Raw genomic sequence first — 24,987 nt, forward strand, 5'->3', positions numbered from 1 at the left:
CCGCGGCCTAGATCGGCAGCCTGCGGAACAGCCCGCGGGGCGCGTGGCGCAGCGCCGACATCACCACGCGCAGCACGCCCGGCACCCACACCGTCTCCGAGCGGCGCCGCAGCCCCAGCTCGACGGCCGTGGCGACCGCCTCCGGTGTGGTCGCCAGCGGAGCCTCGGGCTGCCCGGCGGTCATCTTCGTCCGGACGAACCCGGGGCGTACGACCATGACGTGCACGCCGGTGCCGTGCAGCGCGTCGCCCAGCCCCTGGGCGAAGGCGTCGAGGCCCGCCTTGCTGGAGCCGTAGATGAAGTTCGAGCGGCGGGCCCGCTCGCCGGCGACGGAGGAGAGGACGACCAGGGAGCCGTGGCCCTGGGTCTGGAGGGCGCCCGCGGCGACCAGCCCCGCCGACACCGCCCCCGTGTAGTTGGTCTGCGCGACGCGCACCGCGGCCGCCGGGTCGCGCTCGTCGTTCGCCTGGTCGCCGAGGACGCCGAAGGCGAGCAGCACCGCGTCGACGTCGCCCTCGGCGAAGACCTTGCCGAGGGCCGTCTCGTGGGACTCGGGGTCGAGCGCGTCGAAGGGCACGGTGTGGACGTCCGCCCCCAGGGTGCGCAGCTCGGCGGCGGCCGACTCCAGGGCGGGCGACGGGCGCCCGGCCAGCCACACCGTGCGGGTGCGGCGGGCGATCAGCCGGCGGGCGGTGGCCAGCGCGATGCCGGACGTGCCGCCGAGGACGAGAAGCGACTGGGGGAGGCCGAAGGCGTCCTTCATGGTGACTCCTGGAAGTTGAGCCGGCGGGCGAGGTCCGACACGAACACCCCGCGCGGGTCCAGCTCCGCGCGCAGCGCGCGGAAGTCGTCGAGGCGCGGGTACATCGCGGTGAGGAGTTCGGGGCGCAGCCGGGAGTCCTTGGCGAGGTAGACGCGGCCGCCCGCGGCGGCCACCTCCTCGTCCAGCTCGTCGAGGAAGGCGCCGAGGCCGGGCAGCCCGGCCGGGATGTCCAGGGCGAGGGTCCAGCCGGGGCGCGGGAAGGACAGCCAGCCGGGGTCGGCGTCCCCGAACCGCTTGAGGACGGCCAGGAAGGACGGGCAGCGGCGGGCGGAAACGCGTCCCACGATCCTGCGCAGGGTCTCCTCCCGGCCGTACCCGACGACGAACTGGTACTGCACGAAGCCGGCGCGGCCGTAGACGCGGTTCCAGTGCGGGACGCCGTCGAGGGGGTGGAAGAAGGCGGACAGGCTCTGGAGTTCGCCGGAACGCGCGCGGGGTGCTCTGCGGTACCAGAGCTCGTTGAACAGTCCGACGGTCGTGCGGGTGAGCAGGCCGCTCGGCAGGAACGCGGGAGCGGCCGGGAGCCGGGACGGGCGGAACGCGAGCGGGGCCCGGCGCGCGCGGGCGGGCAGGGCGCCCAGGGGAGCGTGCTCGCCGCGGGTCAGGACCGCGCGTCCGGTGGCCGCGCCGCGCGCGAGGAGGTCGATCCACGCGACCGAGTAGCGGTAGCGGTGGTCGTCGGCCGTCAGCCGGGCCATCAGGTCGTCGAGGTCGGCGGCCCGCTCGGTGTCGACCGACATCAGCGACGTCTCGACCGGCTGGAGCCGGATCCTGGCCGTCAGGACGACGCCGGTCAGGCCCATGCCGCCGGTGGTCGCGTCGAACAGGTCGGTGCCCTGCTCCACCGTGCGGATCGTGCCGTCCGCCGTGAGCAGTTCGAAGGACAGCAGATGCCGGGCGAAGGACCCGGACACATGGTGGTTCTTGCCGTGGATGTCGGCGCCGATCGCGCCGCCCACGGTCACGTACCGGGTGCCGGGGGTCACCGGCACGAACCAGCCGAGCGGCAGCAGGACCTCCGTGAGCCGGTGCAGGGAGACCCCCGCGTCGCACAGGACGCTCCCCTCGTCGGCGTCGATGACGTGGATCCGGTCCAGCCCGGTCAGGTCGATCACCGCCCCGCCGGCGTTCTGCGCCGCGTCCCCGTAGGCCCGCCCCAGACCCCTGGGGATGCCTCCGCGAGGCCCGCAGTCCCGGACCGCCGCCACGGCCTCCGCGTAGGTCCGGGGGCGGACCAGGCGTGCGGTGGTGGGGGCGGTGCGGCCCCACCCCGTGACGGAGACGGTCTCGGCGGTGGTCTCGGCAGGCATGCTCGTGACCGTATCGCCTCTATATGGGCGATTAATTTTGAAACATGCATCACTCCCCGAAATGGGTGATTAATGGGATGTCGCTCAATATTGCCGGAGTTCCGAGGACGCAGGCGTGAACAGTGAGTCCACATGGACGAACTCGACGACCTGGACCACCGGATCCTCTCGGCGCTCCACGCCCGGGGCGCGGACCCCCGCGTCGCCCGCGTCGCGCGCGCCCTCTCCTGGGCGGGCGAGCACGCCGCCCTGTGGCTCGCGGCGGGCGCCGCCGGAGCCGCCGTCGACGGCACCCGGCGCGGCGCCTGGCTGCGCGCCACCGCGCTCACCGCGGGCGCGCACGCCGCCAGCATGGGGGTGAAACGTATCGTCCGGCGCCCGCGTCCCACCCACGTCGAACCCCTGGTGCGCACCGCGGGACGGCATTCCTTCCCCAGCTCGCACGCGACCTCCGCCGCGGCCGCCGCCGTCGCCTACGGCTCGCTCGGGGCGTACGCCGCCGCGCCGCTCGCCGCCGCGATGTGCCTCTCCCGCCTGGTCGCCGGCGTCCACCACCCCTCCGACGTGGCGGCGGGCGCGGCCCTGGGGGCGGTCACCGCGCGGCTGGGGGCGCGCTGGATGAGAGAGGGCCACCATGGCTGAGGCACTGCTCCACCGACAGCGCACGCACCGCCCGCCGGCCTCCCGGCCCCCGAGCGACCGCCCCGGCACCCTCGTCGGCGGCCTCCTGCGGACCACCCGCCCCAAGCAGTGGGTCAAGAACATCCTGGTCGTCGCCGCCCCCGCCGCGGCCGGCCGGCTCTTCTCCCTGCACGCGGTCACCCGACTCGCCCTCGTCTTCGCCCTGTTCACCGCCTGCGCCGCCGCCGTCTACCTGGTCAACGACGCCCGTGACGCCGAGGCCGACCGTGCCCACCCCACCAAACGGCACCGCCCGATCGCCGCCGGACAGGTCCCGGTGCCCGTCGCCTACGGCGTCGCGGTGGCCCTCGCGGTCCTCGCGCCGGCCGCCGCGGCGCGGCTCACGACACCCGCCGTCGCGCTGCTGCTCACCGCCTACCTGGGCATGCAACTGGCCTACTGCGTCAGCCTGAAGCACGTCCTGGTCGTCGACCTCGTCGTCGTCACGACCGGCTTCCTGATGCGGGCCATGGCGGGCGGACTCGCCCTGGGCATCCCGCTCTCCCGCTGGTTCCTGATCACCACCGGGTTCGGGGCGCTGTTCATGGTCGCGGCCAAGCGCTACTCCGAGGCCGTCCAGCTGGCCGGCACGGCGGGCGCCACGCGCGTGCTGCTCACCGAGTACACCACCGGCTACCTGCGCTTCGTCTGGCAGCTGGCGGCCGGCGTCGCCGTGCTCGGCTACTGCCTGTGGGCCCTGGAGGAGGGCGGCGTCCCGCACCCGGGCGTGCTGCCCTGGCGCCAGCTGTCCGTGGTCGCGTTCATCCTGGCCGTCCTGCGGTACGCCGTCTTCGCCGACCGGGGCACCGCGGGCGAGCCCGAGGAGGTCGTCCTGGGCGACCGCGCCCTCGCCCTCATCGGCCTGGCCTGGCTGGCCATGTACGCGCTGGCCGTGGCCGGTTGGTGAGCCACGCGCGCGTGCCGCGACCAGGTGACACGGCACCGGCCACGGTCCCGCGAATCCGGGGTACCCGAATTCCGGTGTTCCGCGATATCCGCATCGGCGATATCCGCGTCTTTCCTCCGGACAGGGGCAGAGTCGGATCATGGACTGGCTGAAGAAGCTCCCCGGCATCGGGCCGTGGGTCGCGCGCCTCATGGCCACGCACGCGTGGCGGTCGTACGAGCGACTGGACCGGGTGAAGTGGACGCGGCTGGCCGCCGCCATGACGTTCGTCAGCTTCGTCGCGCTCTTCCCGCTGCTGACCGTGGCCGCCGCCGTCGCCGCCGCCACGGTGAGCGAGTCCCAGCAGCAGGAGCTCCAGGACAAGATCGCCGATCAGGTCCCCGGCATCTCCGACCAGCTGGACATCGACGGCCTGGTCCAGAACGCGGGCGCCGTCGGTCTCATCGCCGGCGCGCTGCTGCTGCTCACCGGCATCGGCTGGGTCGGCCAGATGCGGGACTGTCTGCGCGCCGTCTGGGAGCGGCCCGACGACGACGAGAACCCCGTCCTTCGCAAGGTCAAGGACACGGGCGTCCTCGTCGGCTTCGGCGGCGCCGTCCTGCTCACCCTCGCCATCTCCACCGTCGCCTCGGCGCTGGTCGGCTGGATCATCGAGCAGTCCGGCATCGACAAGGCGGGCTGGGGCAGCGTGCTGCTGCGCGTCGCCGCGTTCTCCGTCGCCGTCCTCGCCGACTTCCTGCTCCTGCTCTACGTCCTCACCCTGCTGCCCGGCGTCGAACCCCCGCGCCGCCGCCTCGTCGTCGCCGCGCTCATCGGCGCCGTCGGCTTCGAACTGCTCAAGCTGCTGCTGAGCGGCTATATGCAGGGCGTGGCCGCCAAGAGCATGTACGGCGCGTTCGGCGTGCCCATCGCCCTGCTGCTGTGGATCAACTTCACCTCGAAGCTGGTCCTGTACTGCGCGGCCTGGACGGCGACGGGCAGCGTCCCCGACAACCCGCGCGACATCGACGTCAGCGACGACGTCGTACCAGGTCCGGCAGCGGCCAGCGGCGGTTGACGAGGTACCCGCCGCCCGCGAGCAGCACCAGCAGTCCGCCGGTGACCGCCAGCGCGATCCACATGCCGCCCGAGCCGCTCTCGGTCACCGCGCCCGCCACCGGCTTCGCCGACACGTCCCCGGCGCCGCCCGCCTGCCCGTCCTGCGCGGAGGACGACGGGTTGGCGCCGGGCTGCGCGCCGGCCTGCGCGGTGCCCTTCGGCGCGACCAGCTCACCGACCGGCGTCACCTTGCCGGCCGCCTGGAAGCCCCAGTCCAGCAGGGCGGCGGTCTCCTTGTAGACCTCGTTGTGGTCGGTCTTCTCCGGGTTCATGACCGTGACGAGCAGCACCTTGCCGTTGCGCTCGGCCACGCCGGTGAAGGTGGCGCCCGCGTTGGTGGTGTTGCCGTTCTTGACGCCCGCGATGCCCGGGTACTGGGAGATGTCGTAGTCGCCGCTGAGCAGCCGGTTGGTGTTCTGGATCTCGAAGGTCCCGCGGGTCGTCTTGCCCTTCTTCCTCGTCGTCTCGCCGGGGAACTTGGCCGTGACGGTCGAGCAGTACTCCCGGAAGTCCTGCTTCTGGAGTCCCGAGCGGGCGAACAGCGTCAGGTCGTACGCGGAGGAGACCTGGTGTGGGGCGTCGTAGCCGTCCGGGGAGACGACGTTCGTGTCGAGGGCCTGGAGCTCCTCGGCGTGCTCGTTCATGTCCTTGACGGTCTCGCCGATGCCGCCGTTCATCTGCGACAGGACGTGCACCGCGTCGTTGCCGGAGCGCAGGAAGACGCCGAGCCACAGGTCGTGGACCGTATACGTCTCGCCCTCCTTTATGCCGACGAGGCTGGAACCGGCCCCCATGCCGGCCAGGTCCTTCGCCTCGACCTTGTGCACGGTGGCCTTGGGGAACTTCGGCAGCACGGTGTCGGCGAAGAGCATCTTCATCGTGCTCGCCGGGGGCAGCCGCCAGTGCGCGTTGTGCGCGGCGAGCACGTCCCCCGACTCGGCGTCGGCCACGATCCACGACCGCGCGGTGAGGTCCTTCGGCAGCACCGGCGCGCCACCCGCGATCGCCACCTGCGTCCCGGCCTGCCCGAGCCGCGTACCGCCCACGGACGACATGTTCGCCGGTGGAGCGACCGACGGCGAGGCGGACGCGGACCCTGAGGTGGACCGCGATCCGGACGGCGAGGCCGACGCGGACGGCGATCCGGACGCCGCCGGGGACGGTGACGGGCTCGGCGCCGCGAGCGAGGCGGGCGCGGTGAGCGCGAGGGACGCGAGGGTCGCGGAGGTGACCAGCAGGGTTCGCCTGACGGTCTGCTTCATGGGTGCGGGCACGACGGAGAACGTACCTGGCACGCGACGGGAAGTCCCGTCACCCTCCCCACCCCGGTCACGGAACCGGACAACCGGCGGTGATACTGAACCCATGAAGCTCAGCCGCCCCGTCTCCTGGTTCCTGCTCGCCTTCGGGGTGTGGAGCTGGGTCATCTGGGTCACTTTCGTCAAGAACCTGATCAAGGACAGCAGCGGGCTCGCCTTCGACGACGGCGATCCCACGGCGTACTTCTGGGTGCACCTGACGCTCGCTGTCGTCTCCTTTGTGTTGGGGACGGTCGTCGGGGCCATCGGGTTGCGCGGTCTGCGCGCACTGCGGCAGGCGTCATAGCCGTGGTGATCGTCTTCGTGCTGCTCGTCCTGACCGTGCTCGTCACGGCCAACTGGTACCTGTGGCGGCGGCTGTTCCGCGACACCACCCGCGGCCCCGGCCGCGCGCGCCGCGGCGGCGCGGTGCTGGTCGCGGGCGGCTGGGCGCTGGCGATCGGCGCCCTGGTCGCCGAACGCACCGGCGCCCCCTTCTGGCTCCAGCGCGTGCTGGCCTGGCCGGGCTTCCTGTGGCTGGCCCTGTCGGTCTACCTGCTGCTGGCCGTGATCGTCGGCGAGGCCGTACGGCCGCTGCTGCGCCGCTTCCTGGAGAAGCGGGCGCCCGCCGGGACCGCCGCGGCACAGCCCGAGCCGAAGCCGGTCCCGATCGGAGCGCCGGCCTCCGAGGCAGGGGAGGCCGAGCGGCCGCAACGCGCCGAGCCGACGCCCGGCGGTCCGGGGTCCGAAGGCCAGGTGCCCGCACGGCCGGAGTCCGGGAAGCCGGCGCCCGAGGGTCCGGCGCCCGAGCGCCCGGAGCGGTCTCCTTCGGCCCCCTCCCGTCGGCTCTTCGTGTCCCGGGTCGTGGCCGGTGCGGCGGCCGCGGCCGCTGTCGGCACGGTCGGTTACGGCACCTACGGCGTGCTGCGCGGCCCGAGGGTCAAGCGGGTGACGGTGCCCCTGGCCAAGCTCCCGCGCGGCGCCCACGGCTACCGGATCGCGGTCGTCAGCGACATCCATCTGGGCCCGGTCCTCGGCCGGGGCTTCGCGCAGAAGGTCGTCGACACGATCAACGCGACGCAGCCCGACCTGATCGCGGTCGTCGGCGACCTGGTCGACGGCAGCGTGAAGGACCTGGGCCCGGCGGCGGCCCCGCTCGCGCGGCTGAAGGCCCGGCAGGGCAGCTTCTTCGTCACCGGCAACCACGAGTACTTCTCCGGCGCCGAGCAGTGGGTCGAGGAGGTGCGGCGGCTCGGCCTGAACCCGCTGGAGAACGCCCGTACGGAGCTGCCCTGGTTCGACCTGGCCGGCGTCAACGACATCGCGGGCGAGAGCGAGGGCCAGGGGCCCGACTTCGCCGGCGCGCTCGGCGACCGTGACACCACGCGCGCGTGCGTGCTCCTCGCCCACCAGCCCGTCCAGATCCACGACGCCGTACGCCACGGCGTCGACCTGCAGCTCTCCGGCCACACGCACGGCGGCCAGCTGTGGCCCGGCAACCTCCTCGCGGCCGCCGCGAATCCGACCGTGGCGGGGCTGGAGCGCTACGGCGACACCCAGCTGTACGTGTCCCGGGGCGCGGGCGCCTGGGGCCCGCCCACCCGCGTCGGGGCGCCGTCCGACATCACCGTCGTCGAACTGGCCTCGACGCACGCCTGACGGCCGGTCAGAAGCCTGTGGAGAGGCTGTGAAACCCGGTCGAAACACGGCGTCGGTAAGTTCTTTCCCATCTCGCCAGAATCCTCTTCCCCCTGGCGAAACACGTGTGATTAGGTGAGCCCGCCGCCAAGGGGAGCGGCACTTTTTCTGTGGACTGGGCCCGTCTGGCGGCCTGGGGAGGCAGGGCATCACCATGCGATCTGTTCGCATGCGGATACTCCTGACGCTGCTGGTTCTCGCGGTCGTCGGAGTGGGTGGCTGGCAGTTGCTGCCGTCGCAGGACAGCGGTGGAGCGACCATCACGGTCGGCACCACGGACACGGTCACCTCGCTCGACCCGGCGGGCGCCTACGACGCCGGGTCCTGGGCGCTGTTCAGCAACGTCTTCCAGTCGCTGCTGACCTACGAGCCGGGCGGCGTCTCGCCCGTGCCGGACGCGGCCGAGAGCTGTGCCTTCGACAAGGGCAGCCTCGTCACGTACAGCTGCGAGCTGCGGGACGACCTCACCTTCGACAGCGGCTCCGAGGTGACCGCCGAGGACGTGAAGTACTCCTTCGACCGGGTCAAGAAGATCAACTCGGATGTCGGCCCGGCGTCCCTGTTCTCCACCCTGAAGTCGGTGGACGCCAAAGGCCTGAAGGTCACCTTCCACCTGTCGTCGCCGGACGCCACCTTCCCGTTCAAGGTGGCCACCGGAGCCGGCTCGATCGTCGACCACACCCGCTACCCGGCGGACGGGCTGCGCGTCGGCAGCGGCGTCGACGGCACCGGCCCGTACCGGCTGACCGGGTACACGAAGGGCAAGAAGGTCCTGCTCTCGCCCAACTCGCGCTACAAGGGCGCCGTTTCGACCGGCGCCCCGATCGAGTTGCGCTACTACGCGGACCCCGAGGCCCTGGAGAAGGCCTGGAAGGCCAAGGAGGTCAAGGCCGCCACCCGGCAGCTGCCGCCCGCGGTGCTGGCCGCCCTCGACACCAGCGACCCCGGCCAGCGCGTCTACGAGGCCGACGGCTCCGAGACCCGCAACCTGTACTTCGACACCCGCTCCGGCTCGCCGCTGCACGAGACGGACGTCCGCAAGGCGGTGGCCTGGCTGATCGACCGCGAGCAGCTGGCGGCGAGTGTGTACGACGGGACGGTCGACCCGCTGTACTCGCTCATCCCGACCGGCATCACCGGACACACCACCTCCTTCTTCGACAGCTACCCGGACCGGAGCGCCGAGAAGGCACGCAAGCTGCTGAAGTCGGCCGGCGTGAGCATCCCGGTGAAGTTCACCTACGGCTACGGCCTGGGCAGCGGCGCCGCGGCGGCCGAGGCCCAGGAGCTCAAGCGTCAGCTGGAGGCGAGCGGTCTGTTCGAGGTGGACGTCAAGGGTTACGAGTGGACCGACTTCCAGAAGCGGTGGGCCACCGGCAAGCTCGACGCGTACGCGGTCGGCTGGGTCGCCGACTACCCCGACCCGGACACCTTCGCGGGCCCGCTCGTCGGCACCGACTCCACCATGAACACCGGCTACAGCAGCAAGGCCGTCGACAAGTACATCGCCGGGAGCCGGCAGTTCGCCGACCGCAGCCGGGCCGCCGGCGACTTCCGCGACCTCCAGCAGGTCATCGCCAAGGAGGTGCCGGTCGTCCCGCTGTGGCAGCGCAAGGAGTACATCGTCACCAGCGCGGACATCGGCGGCGGTCAGTTCCTGGCGGACGGCAACGGCGTGTTCCGCCTCTGGAAACTCGACTGGATCTGAGCCGAAGTACCCACCCGGCTCGCACAGCTGATCCCGTGAGCCGGCATGCGCCCCCGTCATACCGGGCAGGCACCCGGAGCGGCACCATGTGAGGGAGGTGTGTACGGGATGAGGAGCAGACGTGCTGAGACGCAACTCCTTCCGGCTGCCCCGGCATCCGGCGTCCGTCGGTCTCGCCCGGCGCCGGGTCCGGGACCATCTCGCGGACTGGGGGCACGGCCCCGACGACCCGGCGCTGGCCGACGCGGTCCTCGTCGTGTCCGAGCTGGCCACCAACGTCGTACGCCACGGCCCCCTCCTCGAGCGGGAGTTCGAGGTGGCCGTCACCGCGCTCGGTGACGGTTCCTGCCTGATAGAGGTCTCCGACGAGGGCCGGCTCGAACCCCGGCCGCGGCCGGCCGGGGAGTCGGAGGAACACGGCCGTGGGCTGCACCTGGTGGAGCACCTCGCCGCGGCGTGGGGCGTGTGGAGCAGAGGACGCCACGGCAAGACGGTATGGGCCCTGGTCACGGCCCCCGCCTAGGGCGTCTCTCGTGGATCAGCCCGGGTCCGACCCGGTTCAAAAGAAGCGCCCTGGAGGAGCCCCCGCCGGCGCCCACGGGCCGGCCCCGCGGTGGCACGCGTTCAGACGACGCGGGCCTTCGGCCGGGCCGGCAGCGTCACCGTGACGGCCAGCCCCTCGCCCGGCGCCGTCCGTACGCTCACCTCGCCGCCGTGCGCCTGGACGACCCCCTGCACGATCGCCAGACCGAGACCGCTGCCCGCGCCGCCCCCGGCCCGGAAGAAACGGTCGAAGACCCGCGCCGCGTCCTCCGGCCCCAGCCCCGGCCCCTTGTCCTCGACCGACAGCCGTACGACCCCGTCCACCCGCTCCACACCGAGCCGCACCGGCACCTCGACCGAGGTGTGCGTGCGCACGTTGGCCACCAGGTTGCCCAGCACCTGACGCAGCCCCGACTCGTCGGCCCGCACCAGCACGGCGCCCTCGGCCTCGACCGTCACCGGCCGGCCGGGCTGCTGCGCGCGCAGGTCCTGCGCCGAGTCCCGCATCAGACGGCTCACGTCGACGCCCCGCAGCCGCAGTTCGGGCCGCTGGTCGAGGCGGGCCAGCGTGAGCAGCTCGTCGACGAGCCGGCCCATCCGGTCCACCTCGCCGTTCATCCGGTCCCAGGCCCGCCGGCGCTCCTCCTGCTCGACCAGCATGCCCTGGTCGTACAGCTGGAGATAGCCGCGGATCGCGGAGAGCGGGGTGCGCAGTTCGTGCGAGGCGTCGGCCACGAATCGGCGCAGCTGGGCCGTGCTGTGCTCGCGCGTGCGGTACGCCGTCTCCACCTGGTGGAGCATGGAGTTCAGGGCGAGCCGCAGCTGTTCGACCTCCTGGGTGGGGTGGTGGCTGGAGGGCACGCGCCGGGTCAGGTCCCCCTCGGCGATCGCCGACGACGTCTCCACCATGTCCTCCAGCGGCCGCATCCGCCGCCGCACGCTGAACAGGGTCAGACAGGCGAGCAGGGCCAGCAGCAGCGTGCCGACGGCGAGGTCGAGCTTCAGGGCCTTCGCTATGCCCTTGTGGAGGGCTTCGGTGGAGGTGGCCAGCAGGATGTACGTGCCGTCGGGCAGCCGGGTCGCGGTCGCGCGGTACGTGTCGCCGTGCACCGTGACGTCGTGCGGGTCGGCGTCGGCGCTGAGGGCGAGCGGGTCGGACACCGCGTCCGCGAGGCCGCGCTGGGCGTCGGTGGGCCGGACGTCGAAGACGGCGAGGGCGGTGCCCCGGCCGTCGACGGCGGTGAAGATCGAGTCCGGCGCCGGCCGGGCGTCCGTGCCCCGCGTGTCCGCGTTCTGGGGCATGAGCCGGTCGCTGACCACGCTCAGCACGGACAGCGAGTCGATCTGGCGCAGGGTGAGCTGCGAACTGCCCAGCGAGTCACGCATCTTGGTCAGCTCGGCGTCCACCTGGTCGAGCAGGTAGTGCCGCATCCCCATCAGGCTGACGGCGGTCGCGACGACGATGCCCAGCGCGAGCAGCCCCACGTTGGCCGCCGTCAGCTTGGCCCGCAGCGAGTGGATGCCGTGCCGGTGGATCCGCCTCACGCCAGCCCGTATCCGACGCCCCGCCGGGTGGTGATCACCGACGGCCCCAGGACGTCCAGCTTGCGCCGCAGATAGCTGATGTACGTCTCGACGACCGTCGACTCCGGCGGGGTGTGCTCGTACTGCCAGACATGGCGCAGGAGTTGCTCCTTGGGCACGATCCGGCCGCCGTTGCGCACCAGGAACCGCAGCAGCGCGTACTCGGTGGGGGTGAGCTCCACCGAGCGGCCCGCCCGGTGCACGCTGTACGTCGTCTCGTCGAGCTCCAGGTCGCCGTACCGCAGCGGCGGCCGCTGCGGAAGGACGTCGGCCGGCCGGGTACGGCGCAGCACGGCGGTGATGCGGGCGACGACCACGTCGATGTCGAACGGTTTGGTGATGTAGTCGTCGCCGAAGCCGAGGGCGCCGACGATCTCGGTCGGCGCGTCCCGCGCGGTGAGGAACACCAGCGCCAGGTCCGGCCTGCGCGACCGCAGTTCACGCCCCAGGGCCCGGCCGTCGCCGTCCGGCAGCATGACGTCCAGGAGCGCCACGTCGGGCCGGGTGCGGTCGGCGAGGGCGAGGGCCTCGCGGACGGTGCCCGCGGTCATGACCTCGAAGCGGTGGTAGCGCAGGGCGATGGCCAGGACGTCCGCGATGCTCGGTTCGTCCTCCACGACCAGCACGGTGCCGGATGCCGTCGTCATGCCCCCAGTATCGGCGGACCCGCCGACGACCGCGCCGGTTCACGCTTTGGAGTTCCTTGAGAGTCATGGTCGTCACATGTCCACGCACGCGTGGCGCCACCGATCCTGTTGCCCAGGACCTGGGGGACCGACCGACGATCTGGTGAAGGAGATTGAGCGTGGCGGCATTGGCACGCTGGTGCTATCGGCACCGGCTGGTGGTCCTGTTGCTCTGGGTGGGGGCGCTGTTCGGCCTGGGATTCTCGGCCTCGACGGCGGGCACGGACTACGCGAACGTCTTCTCCCTCCCCGACACGGACTCCAAGAAGGCGTACGACCTGATGGAGAAGGCGTTCCCGGCGAGCGCCGGCGACACCGACACGGTCGTGTGGAAGGTCGACGAAGGCTCGGTACGGGACCAGGACGTACGGTCCCGGATCCAGCCCGCGCTCGACAGAATCGCGGGCATGAAGGGCGTCGGCGGGGTGACCGGCCCCTACGCGGCGGACGCGGCGGGCGCGGCGCGGATCAGTGGTGACGGGCGGATCGCCTACGCCCAGATCACCTTCACCGAGCAGGCGAACTCCGTACCGAAGGAACTCGTCCAGGACGTCGTCGACACCGCTCGGGGCGCCGGACGGGACGGCCTGGAGGTCGAGGTGGGCGGCCAGGCCGTCCAGCGGGTGCAGGAACCGCCCACCGGCCTCGCCGAGATGGTCGGCCTCGCGGCGGCGGCGGTGGTCCTGTTCCTGGCCTTCGGCTCGCTGTACGCGATGCTGCTGCCGCTCGCCGTCGCGGTCTTCGGCGTCGGCATGGGCCTGTTCTCCACCCAGCTGCTCAGCCATGTCACCGACATCCCGGACCTGGCCCCGCTGCTGTCCTCGCTGATCGGCCTCGGCGTCGGCATCGACTACGCCCTGTTCATCGTCACCCGGCACCGCAAGGGCGTCCTGCGCGGCCTGGACCCGGAGGAGTCGACGGTCGTCGCCCTCAACACCTCGGGCCGGGCGGTGCTGTTCGCGGGCGGCACGGTGTGCATCGCCCTGGCCGGCATGCTGGTGACGAACCTGCGCTTCCTGGACGGCGTCGTCATCGGCACCTCCCTGACGGTGGTGCTGAGCGTCCTCGCCGCGACGACCCTGCTGCCCGCGCTGCTCGGCTTCCTCGGCGCGCGGGTGCTGAGCCGCAGGCAGCGGCGCGTGCTGGCCGCGACCGGCCCGGAGCCGGAGAAGGCGAGTGGCCCCGCGGCCCGCTGGTCGACGGGCGTGCAGCGCCGGCCGCGGACGATCGCCGCGCTCGCGCTGGTCGTCATGGCCGTCCTCGCGCTCCCCGTGCTGTCGCTCCGCCTCGGCGCCACCGACCAGGGCAACGACGACGCCTCGACGACCACCCGCAAGGCCTACGACCTGCTCGCCGAGGGCTTCGGGCCGGGCTTCAACGGCCCCCTCCAGGTGGTCGTGGACGGCGGTGACGCCACCGCCCTGACTCAGGGCATCAAGGACACGCCCGGCGTCGCCCAGGTGGCCGCCCTGCCGCCCGCGAGCGGGGTCACGGTCATCCAGGTGGTGCCCACGACCTCGCCGCAGTCCGCGGAGACGGACACCCTGATCGACCGGCTGCGGGACGACGTCATCCCGGAGGCCGGGGCCCAGGCGCACGTGGGTGGCGTCACGGCGGTGTCCAAGGACTTCGCCACGGTCACCGGCGACCGTCTGCCGCTCTTCATCGCCACCATCATCGGCCTGGGCTTCCTGCTGCTGCTGGTCGCCTTCCGCTCCCTGGTGGTGCCGCTGACGGCCGCCGTGATGAACCTGGTCGCGGCCGCGGCCTCCTTCGGCGTCCTCGTCGCGGTCTTCCAGTGGGGCTGGGGCCTCGACCTGCTCGGCCTCGGCAAGGAGGGGCCGATCAACGCCTTCCTGCCCGTCATCATGCTGTCCCTGCTCTTCGGCCTGTCGATGGACTACCAGGTCTTCCTGGTCAGCCGGATGCACGAGGAGTGGGTGCACACCAGGGACAACGCGCGAGCGGTCCGGGTGGGCCTCGCGGAGACCAGCCGGGTCATCAACTCCGCCGCCCTGATCATGGTCTGCGTCTTCCTCGCCTTCGTGCTCAGCGGCGACTCGGGCGCGGCGATGGCGGGCGTCGGCCTCGCGGCCGCCGTCGCGCTGGACGCGTTCATCCTGCGTACGGCACTGGTCCCGGCCGCGATGCACCTGCTCGGCGACTCCAACTGGTGGCTGCCCGGGTGGCTGGAGAAGCGGCTGCCGCATCTCGCGGTCGAGCCCAAGGAGGAGGCGGCGGCGCCGGCGACGGCCGCGGTGGGCGAAGGGCCGGCCTCGGTCGTGCACGGCTTCGTCCGGAACACGGCCGGTGAACCGGTCGAGGACGCGACGGTCACCCTGATGTCGCAGGGCGGACGGGAACTGGACCGCGTGGCCTCCCTCGCGGACGGCTCGTACATCCTCTCCGTCCCGGCCCCGGGAACGTATCTGCTGGCGACGACGGCCGCGCCGCCCCTGCTGAAGCGTGCCCGCCGGCTGACGGTCGCGGGGGAGCCCCTGGTCTACGACGTGGAGCTGGAGGAGGCCGCGGAGGTCAGCTGACCCCATCCGGATCCGGAGAAGAGCCCGCAGAGCCCTCGGGGCCCGCAGAGCTTCCAGAGCCCGCCCGGCCCGGCGGGCTCTTCTTCACGGGGTCCGGCAGGGCGTTGGTCATGCCGGGCAGGAAGTCCGTGAACAGGTCGTGGACCTCGAGGACGAGCGGCCGCAGCACCCGGAACCGGGCCAGCGCCACGCCCCGCGCGGTGAGGCGCGCGCCCCGGCCGGCCAGCCGGTAGCTGCGCTCGCGCCCCGGCGTGCGGTCGTAGATCCAGTACATGACGAGGCCCATCTGGGAGAGCCACATCAGCTCCGGCAGCACCTCCCGCAGCTCCTCGGGAACCTTCGCCTTCGACCCCGCGAGAACCTCCTTGTGGACGGCGATGGCCTCCACGCGCGCGTGCTCCGACTCGGCGGAGAAGGGGCTGAGCGGGCTGTCCGGGTCGGCGGCGTTCTTGAAGAACTGGACCGCGAACTCGTGGTACGGCTCGGCCACCTCCAGCCAGACCCGCAGCACCCCCGCCAGCCGGGCCTCCAGGTTGCTCTCCCGCGCCAGGACGTCCCGGACGGCCTCCCGGTGCTCGGCGGCGAGCCGGTCGTAGAAGCCCTGGATCAGGTGCTCCTTGCCGGCGAAGTAGTAGTAGGCGTTGCCGACCGAGACGCCGGCCTCCTGGGCGATGGCCCGCATCGTCGTCTTGTCGTAGCCGCGCTCCTGGAACAGCCGCATCGCCGTCTCCAGGATCAGAGCGCGGGTCTGCTCGGACTTGGACGTGGGGGCGGCCTCATGACGTTCGGTCGCGGAAGCGGCCTCATGGGGCTCGGACGGGGAAGCGGCCTCGGCGGGACCGTCGTTGTTCGCGGGCACGTACAGGAGCCTAGCCAGTTGAACAGGTGCCGTCGGCACAGGTGGGCCGGTGGTAGCTCCAGCCCAGCCGCGGGTCGTACGACCAACCGTCGCCACGGCGGTAGACGCCCCCGCCCCAGCCCACGGACCGCCCCTGCCCGCCGCGCCACTTGGCGGCGGCGAGAACGGCGCCCCGCGCCAGTTTCGCCCCGGCGGGGGTGCTCAGCCGGTGGGACAGCGGGCGGTACTCGCGCAGCGCCCACAGGGTGACGATCCAGGCGGCGGTGCCGCGGTAGACCTGGCCGGAGTCGCCGACGACGGTGATCTCGTCGAGGGTCGCGCGATGGTCGAGTCCGGGGAAGCGGGCGGCCGCCTGCGCGGACCCCGCCGGGACGAACTCCAGCGGCACCAGCTGCGGCTGCCGGCCCAGCCAGTCGCGCAGGAAGCCGCACAGGGAGCATTCGGCGTCGTGGAGCACGGTGAGCCGGCGGACCGGGACGCGCCGGGCGTCCCGGTCGGCGGCGTCCCGGTCGGCTGCCATCGTGTTCACGCCCCGGCGGTGGGCGCCGAGGGGGCGGCCCAGGCCTGCGGGGCGACGGGCGGGACCTGCTCCCGCTCCATGACCCCGCGCCGCCGGATCCGGTTGAGGACGTACACGTTGGCCAGGTGCATCGCACCGAGCACCAGCAGCACCACACCGACCTTGGTCGACAGGGCCTCGAAGATGCCGCGCGTGTCCTCGATGGTGTCGTCGCCGCTCAGGTAGAGGGCGACGAAGCCGAGGTTGACGAGGTAGAAGCCGACCACCAGGAGGTGGTTGACGGCGTCGGCGAGCTTCTCGTTGCCCTGGAGCACGTCGGCGAGGAAGATCCGTCCGTTGTTGCTGAGGGTCCTGGCCACCCAGACGGTCAGTCCGATGCTGACGACCAGGTAGACGACGTAGGCGATGACCGTGCGGTCCATGTTCCCCACCCTTTCTTGAACGCGTTCAAAACGCTGTCGCGGATGACTGTAGCGCTTGTTTTGAACACGTTCAACTGAAGGGGTGCGGGTAGGGCGCCGCCGTCGGGTGCCGCCGCCTCGGGGTCCTAACGCCTCGCCAGCTCGGGCCGCTTGAGGTAGTCCGTGAACCCGAGGACGTTCCCCCACGGGTCGGCGATCTCGACGGTCCAGCCGGTGGACGTGGAGAACGGCGGATCCAGGGGGGTGACGCCCGCCTCGGTCAGCCGCCGCGCCGCCGCCCGCGCGTCCGGCACCTCCAGCCAGACGCGTGGGGACGGCCAGGGCGGCGGTTGGTGCCCGAGGGCCTCCTCGTGCCGGAGGAGGACCCCCGGTGTCTCGCCCCCGACCTTCAGCAACGCGATCCCGGCCTCGTCGAACCGCAGCCCCACCGTGAATCCGGCCCGCTCGTAGAAGCCGACAGCCTCGCCGAGGTCCCCGACGGGCAGCAGGAGGTTGTCGAAACCGAGCAGCTCGCACGACTGGTCATCTGACATGTCGTCAGATTAGGTGTAGGGGGCCCGAAAACCGGTCAAGAGCACCCCGGTCTCCGCGTGGCGGGTTTTCTGCTGCAAGATGTCCTGCGTTAATCCGCACTCATCTCGTCAGCGGATCATCCGATCAACAGACCTCGGGGGAACTCGCCTTGTCCGAAACGCCACAGCAGCCCCAAGAGCCTCAGCAGCCGCCGCAGCCGCCCCCACCCGGCTACGGGTACCCGGCCGGCGGCTCCGGGGGTCCGAGCGGCCCGCAGGACGCGGGTCCCGGCCAGCCGGGCCCCGGCCCCTACGGCTACCCCCAGTCCGGCCAGCCGTACCCGGGCTACGCCCACCCCGGTTACCCGGGCCCCGGCTATCCCGCCGGCGGCTACATACCGCCCGGCACCTTCACCGGCGACCCCCAGGCCCCCTACGGGTACGACCTCATGGGCCGCCCCTACTCCGAGAAGTCGAAGATCGTCGCGGGCGTGCTCCAGCTCACCCTGGGCAGCTTCGGCGTCGGCCGGTTCTACATGGGGGACGTCGGCATCGGCCTCGCCCAGCTCTTCACCTGCGGCGGCCTCGGCATCTGGGCGCTGATCGACGGCATCATCCTGCTGGTCAGCGACGACAAGACCGACTCCAACGGGCGGATCCTGCGTGGCTGACGCGGAGCGCCTCTCCGCGAGGTGTCCGGCCGTGCTGCGGCACCCGGCGGCGGCTCCCGTCGCGGTGCTCGCCGCCGGCGCGGCCGGCACCGCGTATCTCTACGCCACCGACCCGCACCAGCCCGGCCACTGGCTCCCGCGGTGCCCGTTCCGGCTCGTCACCGGCCTGCTCTGCCCCGCCTGCGGCGGCACCCGCATGGTGTACGACCTGATGCACGGTCACTTCACGCAGGCCTGGCTCGACAACCGTGTCCTGCTGCTCGCCTCGCCGTACGCGCTCGCACTGCTGGTCCGCTGGATGTGGGCCGGTCTGCACGGCCGCGCCTGGCATCCGCGCCTGGGACCAAGGGGTTTGACGCTTGTCCTCGGTGTCGCGATCGCGTGGGCGGTGCTCCGGAACGTAGTTGACTGATTTTGATCACGGATCAGGAACGATGGATCATTTGTACTCCCTTTTTACCCTCTGTTTTCTCTAGGCTCACCAGTCACAGGGGGGACGTCCTGGCGCGGCGGAGCCGTGCGAGGGCGTGGGTCGAGATCGGTCGACGTCGGTCGACGCGTGTGTTCGTCGCGTCGTATCCCTCCCGGACTCCCCATTTCGGAGCAGGCCGCACCGGCCTCCCGCAGGCATTTCAGGAGCAGTTCTCATGACCGTCCCCACCCCGCAGGCCCCCTACGGGGTCGACCCGCTTGGTCGTCCGTACTCCGACAAGTCCAAGATCGTCGCCGGTATCCTCCAGCTCTTCCTGGGCACCCTCGGCATCGGACGCTTCTACGTCGGCTCCGTCGGCGTGGGCGTCGCGCAGCTCTTCACCTGCGGCGGCCTCGGCATCTGGGCGCTGATCGACGGCATCCTGTTCCTCACCAGCAACGACCGCACCGACAAGCAGGGTCGCGTCCTGCGCGGCTGACACCTGCGCGGCGACACCGGCCGACGCCGGCGCGGCGACACGGCGAGGGCCCCGCTCCTTCAAGGAGCGGGGCCCTCGCCGTGTGCGCAGACCAGCGAGCCGGGAGGCTCGGAAAGCTCAGAAGCGGCGCGTGATCAGCGCTCGCTTCACCTCCTGGATCGCCTTCGTGACCTCGATACCGCGCGGGCAGGCGTCCGTGCAGTTGAACGTCGTGCGGCAGCGCCAGACGCCGTCCTTGTCGTTCAGGATCTCCAGGCGCTGCTCACCCGCCTCGTCGCGCGAGTCGAAGATGAAGCGGTGGGCGTTCACGATCGCGGCCGGACCGAAGTACTGGCCGTCGTTCCAGAACACCGGGCAGGACGACGTGCAGGCCGCGCAGAGGATGCACTTCGTCGTGTCGTCGAACCGCTCGCGGTCCTCGGCGGTCTGGAAGCGCTCACGCGTGGGCTCGTTCGTGTCCTTCGTGATGAGGAAGGGCATGACGTCCCGGTACGCCTGGAAGAACGGCTCCATGTCGACGACCAGGTCCTTCAGGACCGTCAGGCCCTTGATGGGCTCGACCGTGATCGGCTTCTCGGGGTTGATGTCCTTGATCAGCGTCTTGCACGCGAGGCGGTTCTTGCCGTTGATCCGCATCGCGTCCGAACCGCAGATGCCGTGGGCGCAGGAGCGCCGGAAGGTCAGCGTGCCGTCGACGTCCCACTTGATCTTGTGGAGACCGTCGAGGACGCGCTCCTTCGGGTCGATCTCCAGCGTGAAGTCCTGCCAGGCGGCATCCGCCGAGACCTCCGGGTTGAACCGGCGGACCCGGAAGGTGACCGTGATGTACGGAGAGGCCGCGGACTCCGCCTCGACCTTGTCCAGAACGGGAGTTGCCATCAGTACTTACGCTCCATCGGCTGGTAGCGGGTCTGGACGACCGGCTTGTAGTCGAGTCGGATGGACTCGGTGCCGTCGTCGCCCACCTCGCGGTACGCCATGGTGTGGCGCATGAAGTTGACGTCGTCGCGGTTCGGGTAGTCCTCGCGGTAGTGACCGCCGCGGGACTCCTTGCGGGCCAGCGCCGACACCGCCATGACCTCGGCCAGGTCGAGCAGGTTGCCCAGCTCGATGGCCTCCAGCAGGTCCGTGTTGAACCGCCGGCCCTTGTCCTGGATCGAGATGTTCCGGTAGCGCTCGCGCAGCTCGGCGAGCTTCTCCACCGCCGTCTTGATCGTCTGCTCGGTGCGGAACACCATGACGTTCGCGTCCATGGTCTCCTGCAGCTCGCGGCGCAGCTCCGCGACCCGCTCGGTGCCGGTGGACGAGCGCAGGTGCTCCACCTGGTCGATCACCTGCTGCGCGGGGTTCTCCGGCAGCTCGACGTACTCCGCCTTCTGCGAGTACTCGGCGGCGGCGATGCCCGCCCGCTTGCCGAACACGTTGATGTCCAGCAGCGAGTTGGTGCCCAGACGGTTGGCGCCGTGCACCGACACGCAGGCGACCTCGCCGGCCGCGTACAGGCCCGGGACGACCGTCGTGTTGTCGCTCAGGACCTCGCCCTGGACGTTCGTCGGGATGCCGCCCATCGCGTAGTGCGCGGTGGGCTGGATCGGGATCGGGTCCGTGTACGGCTCGATGCCGAGGTACGTGCGCGCGAACTCCGTGATGTCCGGGAGCTTCGCGTCCAGCTGCTCCGGCGGGAGGTGGGTGAGGTCGAGGTAGACGTGGTCGCCCTCGGGTCCGCACCCGCGGCCTTCCCGGATCTCCGTGTAGATCGAGCGGGACACGACGTCACGCGACGCCAGGTCCTTCATGACCGGCGCGTACTTCTCCATGAAGCGCTCGCCGTCCTTGTTGCGGAGGATGCCGCCCTCACCGCGGGCGCCCTCCGTCAGCAGGATGCCCATGCGCCAGATGCCGGTCGGGTGGAACTGGAAGAACTCCATGTCCTCCAGCGGCAGCCCGCGCCGGTACACGGCGGCCTGGCCGTCACCCGTCAGCGTGTGCGCGTTCGAGGTCACCTTGAAGAACTTGCCGGTGCCGCCGGAGGCGTAGATGACGGCCTTCGCCTGGAAGACGTGGATCTCGCCGGTCGCCAGCTCGTACGCGACCACACCCGCGGACCGCTTCACACCGTCGACCTCGGTGATCAGCTGGTCGAGGACGTAGAACTCGTTGTAGAACTCCACGCCCTCCTTCACGCAGTTCTGGTACAGCGTCTGGAGGATCATGTGACCGGTGCGGTCGGCCGCGTAGCAGGACCGGCGGACCGGGGCCTCGCCGTGGTTGCGGCTGTGACCGCCGAAGCGGCGCTGGTCGATCGTGCCGTTGGGCGTCCGGTTGAACGGCAGGCCCATCTTCTCCAGGTCGAGGACGGAGTCGATGGCCTCCTTCGCCAGGATCTCGGCGGCGTCCTGGTCGACCAGGTAGTCACCGCCCTTGACCGTGTCGAAGGTGTGCCACTCCCAGTTGTCCTCCTCCACGTTGGCCAGCGCGGCGGCCATGCCGCCCTGCGCGGCGCCCGTGTGGGAGCGGGTGGGGTAGAGCTTGGTCAGCACGGCGGTGCGGCTGCGCTTCGTCGACTCGATCGCGGCGCGCATACCGGCGCCGCCGGCGCCGACGATGACTGTGTCGTACTTGTGGATCTTCATGAGTGTTTCTCTCAGTCCCTCGGTCCCGTGCGCCTAGCGGATGTTCGGGTCGAAGGTGAAGATCACCAGCGTGCCCAGCAGGATGGTGAACACCGCGGCGGTGTAGAGCAGGCCCTTCAGCCACAGCCGGGTGTTCGCGCGCTCCGCGTAGTCGTTGATGACCGTGCGCAGGCCGTTCGTCCCGTGCAGCATGGCGAGCCACAGCATCAGCAGGTCCCAGACCTGCCAGAACGGGGAGGCCCAGCGGCCGGCCACGAAGGCGAAGCCGATCTTGGAGACACCGCCGTCCAGGACGAGCTGGATCAGCAGGTGACCCAGGACCAGGACGACCAGTACGACGCCGGACAGGCGCATGAACAGCCAGGCGCCCATCTCGAAGTTGCCCCGGGTGGACCTGGGCGTCTTCTTGGTGCGCAGGCGCGGCGGCTCGATGAAGGGCGCGGGGTTGTCCACGTCGTAGACGGAGCCGCCCTCGACGGGGCCGATCCCGGCCGCGGTGGTTTCAGTGGTGGCCATCGGTCTCAGCTCCCGAACAGTTCACGAGCGGCGTGGCCGAGCACGGGGTAGATCGCCCCGAGCATCAGCAGCAGCCACAGGCCCACGACACTCCAGAGCATCTGCTTCTGGTAGCGGGGGCCCTTCGACCAGAAGTCGACGGCGATGACGCGCAGGCCGTTGAGCGCGTGGAAGAGGATGGCGGCCACGAGGCCGTACTCCAGCAGCGCCACGACCGGCGTCTTGTAGGTGGCTACGACCTTGTCGTAGTCCTCGGGGGAGACACGCACGAGGGCGGTGTCCAGCACGTGAACGAACAGGAAGAAGAAGATGAGGACGCCGGTGACTCGATGAGCCACCCAGGACCACATTCCTTCCCGGCCGCGGTACAGCGTTCCAGCCGGCACGGAAGAACCCTCCGGGAGCGGGGATTGGGGCCTGCCGGCTTGGGGTGTCGGACGGGCCCGGCCGGGTACGGTCCACCGGCCCCCAGCATCGTAGCGAGGCACTGGCGCTCGGCTTACGTCGGGCCTACCTGTGTGATCAAAGTGGCACGCGGATGGGTGAGCGTTGCGGCATCTGGGGTGGAGTGTCCCGTTCGGTTCCGGATGCGGTGCCGTGGTGGCCGGTCGTGCCCCGCGGCGGAGCCGCGCCGGTCACCGCCCCGCGCCTCGGGCGAGCCGCGTCAGCCGTTGCCTTGCCAGTCTCCGGAGTTCCTCCGCCGCCACGACCCGTTCGTCCTCGGGATCGTTTGCCAATCGTGACCGGATGCCCTCCAGGACGTGGTCCAGGGACTCCTCCTGGGGAACGCCGTCGAGGCAGATGACGAACGCGTGTCCGAATCGGGCCTCGTAGGCCGCGTGGGCCGCGTCCAGCGCCATGTGCGCCGCTCCGTACGCGTCCGCGGGCAGGCCGGGCAGGGATTCCGTCGCCAGGGCCTCCGCCAGATCGGCCGGGCTCAGGTCGTACGCGGCCTCGTCGGATGCGGCCAGCAGGGCGTCGAGCGTCGGATACGGGCGGTGGTCGGCGATCCGGCGGGCCCAGCGGAGGCTGTGGAGGCAGGCGAGGAGGGTGCGGTGTGCCTCGGCGGCGGGCACGGTGTTGAGACCGTCCGGCACGGACGCGGGTGAGCTCCGGGTCTGTGCCGGTATGGCGAGGCAGCCGGAGGGAGGGGAAGGACGGTGCGCAGGCAGCGTGGATCCTCGCGTCACGTGTGATGTGGCAGGGGATGCAGTGAAAGGTGTGTCGACACGTTATCGAGTGCGGTCAGGACGTGTCTGACCGATGCCTGAATTTCACCCGAACGAGAGAGTTTCGGAAGGTGTCGTGGACTCCGTCACGCCGGGCCCGACGCGCTTCGGGCCGCCGGGAGTCGTACGGTGGGCGGAGTGAGCAGGCACAGGCATCGGCGCCGGGCGCCGCGGAGGAAGCCGCACCAGCAGGTCGCGGCGCGGGCAGTGATGGCGGGCGGCCTGGTCGCCGCGCTCGGCGTGGGGCTCGGCGTGTGGGCCTCGTCGGACGACGACGGCACGACACCGGCCGGATCGGCCGCCTCCCGGCAGGCCGCCAGGACGCCCGGCGCGGGTGACACCGGCGCCGCCGCCGCGCAGGCCCCGACGCCCACCCGCTCCTACGCCCTCTCCACCACCCCCCGCACCATTCCCGCCGTCAGCGCCCACACCCCGGCGCGCGGCCCCGGATGGAAGCCGCAGTCCACCCGCCGGGTGGTGGTGAGCGACGCCGGGCTCGCCGACGAGGGACGGCTGGTCGCCGGCGAGCTGGGGCTGACGTACGCCGGGGAGAAGGACGACGTACGCGACGGGGACCTGCGGCTGGCGCTCAACGACGACGAGGGCGCGAACCCCGAGTCGTACACCATGACCGTGCGCGGCGGGCGGGTCACCGTCAGCGCGCCCTCCGACGCGGGCGTCTTCTACGGCACCCGCACCCTCAAACAGGAGGTGCACGCCGGCGGTACGGCGCCGGAGGGCGTCGTACGGGACCAGCCGGCCAAGCCGCAGCGCGGGTTCACGCTGGACATCGCGCGCAAGCACTTCACCGCCGCCTGGATCGAGGACCGGGTGCGCGAGCTCGGCGATCTGAAGTACAACCAGCTCGGCCTGCACTTCTCCGACGACCAGGCCTTCCGGATCGAGTCCGACAGCCACCCGGAGATCGTCTCGAGCAAGCACCTCACCAAGGCCGAGGTGAAGAAGATCGTCGACCTCGCCGCGAGCCGGCACATCACCGTCGTGCCCGAGATCGACTCGCCCGGACACCTGGGCGCCGTTCTCGCGGCCCACCCCGAACTCCAGCTGCGCAACGCGAGCGGGGTGGCGACCCGCGGGGCGATCGACATCTCCAAGGACGAGTCCGCGGACCTCCTCGACGACCTGCTGGACGAGTACGCCGACGTCTTCCCCGGCGCCTACTGGCACCTCGGCGGCGACGAGTACCAGGCCCTGACGGTCTCCAGTCCGGCGGCCTCCTACCCCCAGCTGGCCGCCGCCGCGACGGCCCGGTACGGCTCCGGCGCGGGCGTCGCCGACCTCACCACCGGCTGGCTCAACGACCGCGCCGACACCGTCCGCGCCCACGACCGCACCATGCGGGTGTGGAACGACGGCTTCTTCCGCGGCACGTCGGTCAAGCCGGCCTCCGACCTCGTGGTCGCCTACTGGACCGGCAAGGAGATCGGCGCACGGCCGCCGGTCGAGTACCTGAGCACCGGGCTCAAGATGCTCAACTACAACGACGAGTACCTGTACTACGTCCTCGGCGAACCGAACGACTTCGTCTACCCGACCGGGAAGCGGATCTACGAGCAGTGGACCCCGCGGGTGCTGCGCGGCACCACGCCGGTCCCCGCGAAGTACGACGCCCAGATCCTCGGCGGCTCCTTCTCGGTGTGGTGCGACCTCGCGAACTCGCAGACCCAGGACCAGATCGCGGCCGGGATCCGGATGCCGCTGCGGGCCACCTCGCAGAAGCTGTGGGACGCCGGGACACCCCCGCTGACCTGGACGCAGTTCACGGCCCTGGCGAACAGGCTCGGTTGATTTCCGCTGGACGCACGGCGTCGGTG

General features: G+C 71.4%; 26 protein-coding genes. 12 read left to right on the top strand and 14 right to left on the bottom strand.

Annotated elements, in window-relative coordinates; genetic code table 11:
* Window positions 1-7: 7 nt before the first annotated feature.
* Window positions 8-763, bottom strand: coding sequence for a decaprenylphospho-beta-D-erythro-pentofuranosid-2-ulose 2-reductase (locus tag QQM72_RS13565; protein ID WP_314221119.1), 756 nt, complete (start codon window positions 761-763; stop codon window positions 8-10).
* Window positions 760-2,133, bottom strand: coding sequence for an FAD-binding protein (locus QQM72_RS13570; RefSeq protein WP_314221120.1), 1,374 nt, complete (start codon window positions 2,131-2,133; stop codon window positions 760-762). The genes QQM72_RS13565 and QQM72_RS13570 overlap by 4 nt, the downstream gene beginning before the upstream one ends.
* 132 nt (window positions 2,134-2,265) lie before the next feature.
* Here QQM72_RS13570 and QQM72_RS13575 point away from each other — a divergent pair, with 132 nt between their 5' ends.
* The 3 genes from QQM72_RS13575 (at window position 2,266) to QQM72_RS13585 (ending at window position 4,778) form a co-directional block, all read left to right on the top strand.
* Complete coding sequence (locus QQM72_RS13575; RefSeq protein WP_314221121.1) at window positions 2,266-2,775, top strand: phosphatase PAP2 family protein; 510 nt, start codon at window positions 2,266-2,268, stop codon at window positions 2,773-2,775.
* Window positions 2,768-3,721 (top strand): decaprenyl-phosphate phosphoribosyltransferase, encoded by a 954-nt coding sequence (locus tag QQM72_RS13580; RefSeq protein WP_314221122.1) that lies wholly within the window; start codon window positions 2,768-2,770, stop codon window positions 3,719-3,721. Before QQM72_RS13575 ends, QQM72_RS13580 begins: the two co-directional genes overlap by 8 nt.
* Window positions 3,722-3,860: 139 nt before the next feature.
* Window positions 3,861-4,778, top strand: coding sequence for a YihY/virulence factor BrkB family protein (locus QQM72_RS13585; protein ID WP_314221123.1), 918 nt, complete (start codon window positions 3,861-3,863; stop codon window positions 4,776-4,778).
* Here QQM72_RS13585 and QQM72_RS13590 read toward each other — a convergent pair.
* Window positions 4,732-6,093: a D-alanyl-D-alanine carboxypeptidase family protein gene (locus QQM72_RS13590; RefSeq protein ID WP_314221124.1), complete on the bottom strand. Its 1,362-nt coding sequence runs from the start codon at window positions 6,091-6,093 to the stop codon at window positions 4,732-4,734. The genes QQM72_RS13585 and QQM72_RS13590 overlap by 47 nt on opposite strands.
* 91 nt (window positions 6,094-6,184) lie before the next feature.
* Here QQM72_RS13590 and QQM72_RS13595 point away from each other — a divergent pair, with 91 nt between their 5' ends.
* The 4 genes from QQM72_RS13595 to QQM72_RS13610 all read left to right on the top strand — a co-directional run bounded on the left by QQM72_RS13595 (window position 6,185) and on the right by QQM72_RS13610 (window position 10,046).
* Window positions 6,185-6,424, top strand: a complete 240-nt coding sequence (locus QQM72_RS13595) for an SCO4848 family membrane protein (RefSeq protein ID WP_142265844.1) — start codon at window positions 6,185-6,187, stop codon at window positions 6,422-6,424.
* 2 nt (window positions 6,425-6,426) lie between these two features.
* Window positions 6,427-7,776, top strand: coding sequence for a metallophosphoesterase (locus QQM72_RS13600; protein ID WP_314221125.1), 1,350 nt, complete (start codon window positions 6,427-6,429; stop codon window positions 7,774-7,776).
* A gap of 193 nt (window positions 7,777-7,969) precedes the next feature.
* Window positions 7,970-9,523, top strand: coding sequence for an ABC transporter substrate-binding protein (locus QQM72_RS13605; RefSeq protein ID WP_314221126.1), 1,554 nt, complete (start codon window positions 7,970-7,972; stop codon window positions 9,521-9,523).
* Window positions 9,524-9,644: 121 nt separating this feature from the next.
* Window positions 9,645-10,046 carry an ATP-binding protein gene (locus tag QQM72_RS13610; RefSeq protein ID WP_314221127.1) on the top strand — a complete coding sequence of 134 codons (402 nt, stop codon included), beginning with the start codon at window positions 9,645-9,647 and terminating at the stop codon, window positions 10,044-10,046.
* Between the two features lie 101 nt (window positions 10,047-10,147).
* Here QQM72_RS13610 and QQM72_RS13615 read toward each other — a convergent pair whose 3' ends face one another.
* Both QQM72_RS13615 and QQM72_RS13620 read right to left on the bottom strand, forming a co-directional pair.
* Window positions 10,148-11,611 carry a sensor histidine kinase gene (locus QQM72_RS13615; RefSeq protein ID WP_314221128.1) on the bottom strand — a complete coding sequence of 488 codons (1,464 nt, stop codon included), beginning with the start codon at window positions 11,609-11,611 and terminating at the stop codon, window positions 10,148-10,150.
* Window positions 11,608-12,297 (bottom strand): response regulator transcription factor, encoded by a 690-nt coding sequence (locus QQM72_RS13620; protein WP_314221129.1) that lies wholly within the window; start codon window positions 12,295-12,297, stop codon window positions 11,608-11,610. The genes QQM72_RS13615 and QQM72_RS13620 overlap by 4 nt, the downstream gene beginning before the upstream one ends.
* 167 nt (window positions 12,298-12,464) lie before the next feature.
* Between QQM72_RS13620 and QQM72_RS13625 the strand changes: the two genes are divergently transcribed.
* A complete protein-coding gene (locus tag QQM72_RS13625; RefSeq protein WP_314221389.1) occupies window positions 12,465-14,879 on the top strand; it encodes an MMPL family transporter in 2,415 nt (804 codons plus the stop codon).
* On the opposite strand, the gene QQM72_RS13630 is transcribed toward QQM72_RS13625, so the two are convergent.
* The 4 genes from QQM72_RS13630 to QQM72_RS13645 form a co-directional block, all read right to left on the bottom strand.
* The gene (locus QQM72_RS13630) at window positions 14,872-15,738 is read right to left on the bottom strand and encodes a TetR/AcrR family transcriptional regulator (protein ID WP_314221130.1); all 867 of its coding nucleotides are present in this window, start codon (window positions 15,736-15,738) and stop codon (window positions 14,872-14,874) included. The genes QQM72_RS13625 and QQM72_RS13630 overlap by 8 nt on opposite strands.
* A 10-nt stretch (window positions 15,739-15,748) precedes the next feature.
* Window positions 15,749-16,258, bottom strand: a complete 510-nt coding sequence (locus QQM72_RS13635; RefSeq protein WP_314221390.1) for a thiol-disulfide oxidoreductase DCC family protein — start codon at window positions 16,256-16,258, stop codon at window positions 15,749-15,751.
* A 5-nt stretch (window positions 16,259-16,263) separates the two neighbouring features.
* Window positions 16,264-16,680: a hypothetical protein gene (locus QQM72_RS13640; RefSeq protein WP_314221131.1), complete on the bottom strand. Its 417-nt coding sequence runs from the start codon at window positions 16,678-16,680 to the stop codon at window positions 16,264-16,266.
* Between the two features lie 125 nt (window positions 16,681-16,805).
* Entirely contained in the window at window positions 16,806-17,213 is a 408-nt protein-coding gene (locus QQM72_RS13645; RefSeq protein WP_314221132.1) for a VOC family protein, read from the bottom strand.
* A gap of 149 nt (window positions 17,214-17,362) precedes the next feature.
* On the opposite strand from QQM72_RS13645, the gene QQM72_RS13650 reads away from it, so the two are divergent.
* From QQM72_RS13650 to QQM72_RS13660, 3 genes are all read left to right on the top strand, one after another.
* Window positions 17,363-17,863, top strand: coding sequence for a TM2 domain-containing protein (locus QQM72_RS13650; protein ID WP_314221133.1), 501 nt, complete (start codon window positions 17,363-17,365; stop codon window positions 17,861-17,863).
* Entirely contained in the window at window positions 17,856-18,275 is a 420-nt protein-coding gene (locus tag QQM72_RS13655) for a DUF2752 domain-containing protein (RefSeq protein ID WP_314221134.1), read from the top strand. Before QQM72_RS13650 ends, QQM72_RS13655 begins: the two co-directional genes overlap by 8 nt.
* A gap of 235 nt (window positions 18,276-18,510) precedes the next feature.
* Window positions 18,511-18,774, top strand: coding sequence for a TM2 domain-containing protein (locus tag QQM72_RS13660; protein WP_020131050.1), 264 nt, complete (start codon window positions 18,511-18,513; stop codon window positions 18,772-18,774).
* A 117-nt stretch (window positions 18,775-18,891) separates the two neighbouring features.
* Here QQM72_RS13660 and QQM72_RS13665 read toward each other — a convergent pair whose 3' ends face one another.
* From QQM72_RS13665 to QQM72_RS13685, 5 genes are all read right to left on the bottom strand, one after another.
* Entirely contained in the window at window positions 18,892-19,653 is a 762-nt protein-coding gene (locus QQM72_RS13665; protein WP_314221135.1) for a succinate dehydrogenase iron-sulfur subunit, read from the bottom strand.
* Window positions 19,653-21,407, bottom strand: coding sequence for a succinate dehydrogenase flavoprotein subunit (sdhA, locus tag QQM72_RS13670; protein ID WP_142265855.1), 1,755 nt, complete (start codon window positions 21,405-21,407; stop codon window positions 19,653-19,655). The genes QQM72_RS13665 and sdhA overlap by 1 nt, the downstream gene beginning before the upstream one ends.
* Window positions 21,408-21,440: 33 nt before the next feature.
* Complete coding sequence (locus tag QQM72_RS13675) at window positions 21,441-21,923, bottom strand: succinate dehydrogenase hydrophobic membrane anchor subunit (protein ID WP_314221136.1); 483 nt, start codon at window positions 21,921-21,923, stop codon at window positions 21,441-21,443.
* A 5-nt stretch (window positions 21,924-21,928) separates the two neighbouring features.
* Window positions 21,929-22,309 (bottom strand): succinate dehydrogenase, cytochrome b556 subunit, encoded by a 381-nt coding sequence (gene sdhC, locus QQM72_RS13680; protein ID WP_078615861.1) that lies wholly within the window; start codon window positions 22,307-22,309, stop codon window positions 21,929-21,931.
* 249 nt (window positions 22,310-22,558) lie between these two features.
* Window positions 22,559-23,113, bottom strand: a complete 555-nt coding sequence (locus tag QQM72_RS13685) for a 2-oxo-4-hydroxy-4-carboxy-5-ureidoimidazoline decarboxylase (RefSeq protein ID WP_314221137.1) — start codon at window positions 23,111-23,113, stop codon at window positions 22,559-22,561.
* 249 nt (window positions 23,114-23,362) lie between these two features.
* Between QQM72_RS13685 and QQM72_RS13690 the strand changes: the two genes are divergently transcribed.
* A complete protein-coding gene (locus QQM72_RS13690) occupies window positions 23,363-24,961 on the top strand; it encodes a beta-N-acetylhexosaminidase (RefSeq protein WP_314221391.1) in 1,599 nt (532 codons plus the stop codon).
* Window positions 24,962-24,987: the final 26 nt, after the last annotated feature.

Origin of the sequence: Streptomyces zaehneri, from assembly GCF_032248645.1 — a bacterium.
GTDB lineage: Bacteria > Actinomycetota > Actinomycetes > Streptomycetales > Streptomycetaceae > Streptomyces > Streptomyces coriariae.

Excerpts from the sequence above, each read along its gene's own strand:
- sdhA (WP_142265855.1), bottom strand. The coding sequence starts at position 21,407 with ATGAAGATCCACAAGTACGACACAGTCATCGTCGGCGCCGGCGGCGCC.
- QQM72_RS13620 (WP_314221129.1), bottom strand. The coding sequence starts at position 12,297 with ATGACGACGGCATCCGGCACCGTGCTGGTCGTGGAGGACGAACCGAGC.
- QQM72_RS13635 (WP_314221390.1), bottom strand. The coding sequence starts at position 16,258 with ATGGCAGCCGACCGGGACGCCGCCGACCGGGACGCCCGGCGCGTCCCG.
- QQM72_RS13665 (WP_314221135.1), bottom strand. The coding sequence starts at position 19,653 with ATGGCAACTCCCGTTCTGGACAAGGTCGAGGCGGAGTCCGCGGCCTCT.
- QQM72_RS13605 (WP_314221126.1), top strand. The coding sequence starts at position 7,970 with ATGCGATCTGTTCGCATGCGGATACTCCTGACGCTGCTGGTTCTCGCG.
- QQM72_RS13580 (WP_314221122.1), top strand. The coding sequence starts at position 2,768 with ATGGCTGAGGCACTGCTCCACCGACAGCGCACGCACCGCCCGCCGGCC.
- QQM72_RS13585 (WP_314221123.1), top strand. The coding sequence starts at position 3,861 with ATGGACTGGCTGAAGAAGCTCCCCGGCATCGGGCCGTGGGTCGCGCGC.
- QQM72_RS13575 (WP_314221121.1), top strand. The coding sequence starts at position 2,266 with ATGGACGAACTCGACGACCTGGACCACCGGATCCTCTCGGCGCTCCAC.
- QQM72_RS13675 (WP_314221136.1), bottom strand. The coding sequence starts at position 21,923 with ATGGCCACCACTGAAACCACCGCGGCCGGGATCGGCCCCGTCGAGGGC.
- QQM72_RS13595 (WP_142265844.1), top strand. The coding sequence starts at position 6,185 with ATGAAGCTCAGCCGCCCCGTCTCCTGGTTCCTGCTCGCCTTCGGGGTG.
- QQM72_RS13640 (WP_314221131.1), bottom strand. The coding sequence starts at position 16,680 with ATGGACCGCACGGTCATCGCCTACGTCGTCTACCTGGTCGTCAGCATC.
- QQM72_RS13565 (WP_314221119.1), bottom strand. The coding sequence starts at position 763 with ATGAAGGACGCCTTCGGCCTCCCCCAGTCGCTTCTCGTCCTCGGCGGC.
- QQM72_RS13660 (WP_020131050.1), top strand. The coding sequence starts at position 18,511 with ATGACCGTCCCCACCCCGCAGGCCCCCTACGGGGTCGACCCGCTTGGT.
- QQM72_RS13690 (WP_314221391.1), top strand. The coding sequence starts at position 23,363 with ATGGCGGGCGGCCTGGTCGCCGCGCTCGGCGTGGGGCTCGGCGTGTGG.
- QQM72_RS13645 (WP_314221132.1), bottom strand. The coding sequence starts at position 17,213 with ATGTCAGATGACCAGTCGTGCGAGCTGCTCGGTTTCGACAACCTCCTG.
- QQM72_RS13570 (WP_314221120.1), bottom strand. The coding sequence starts at position 2,133 with ATGCCTGCCGAGACCACCGCCGAGACCGTCTCCGTCACGGGGTGGGGC.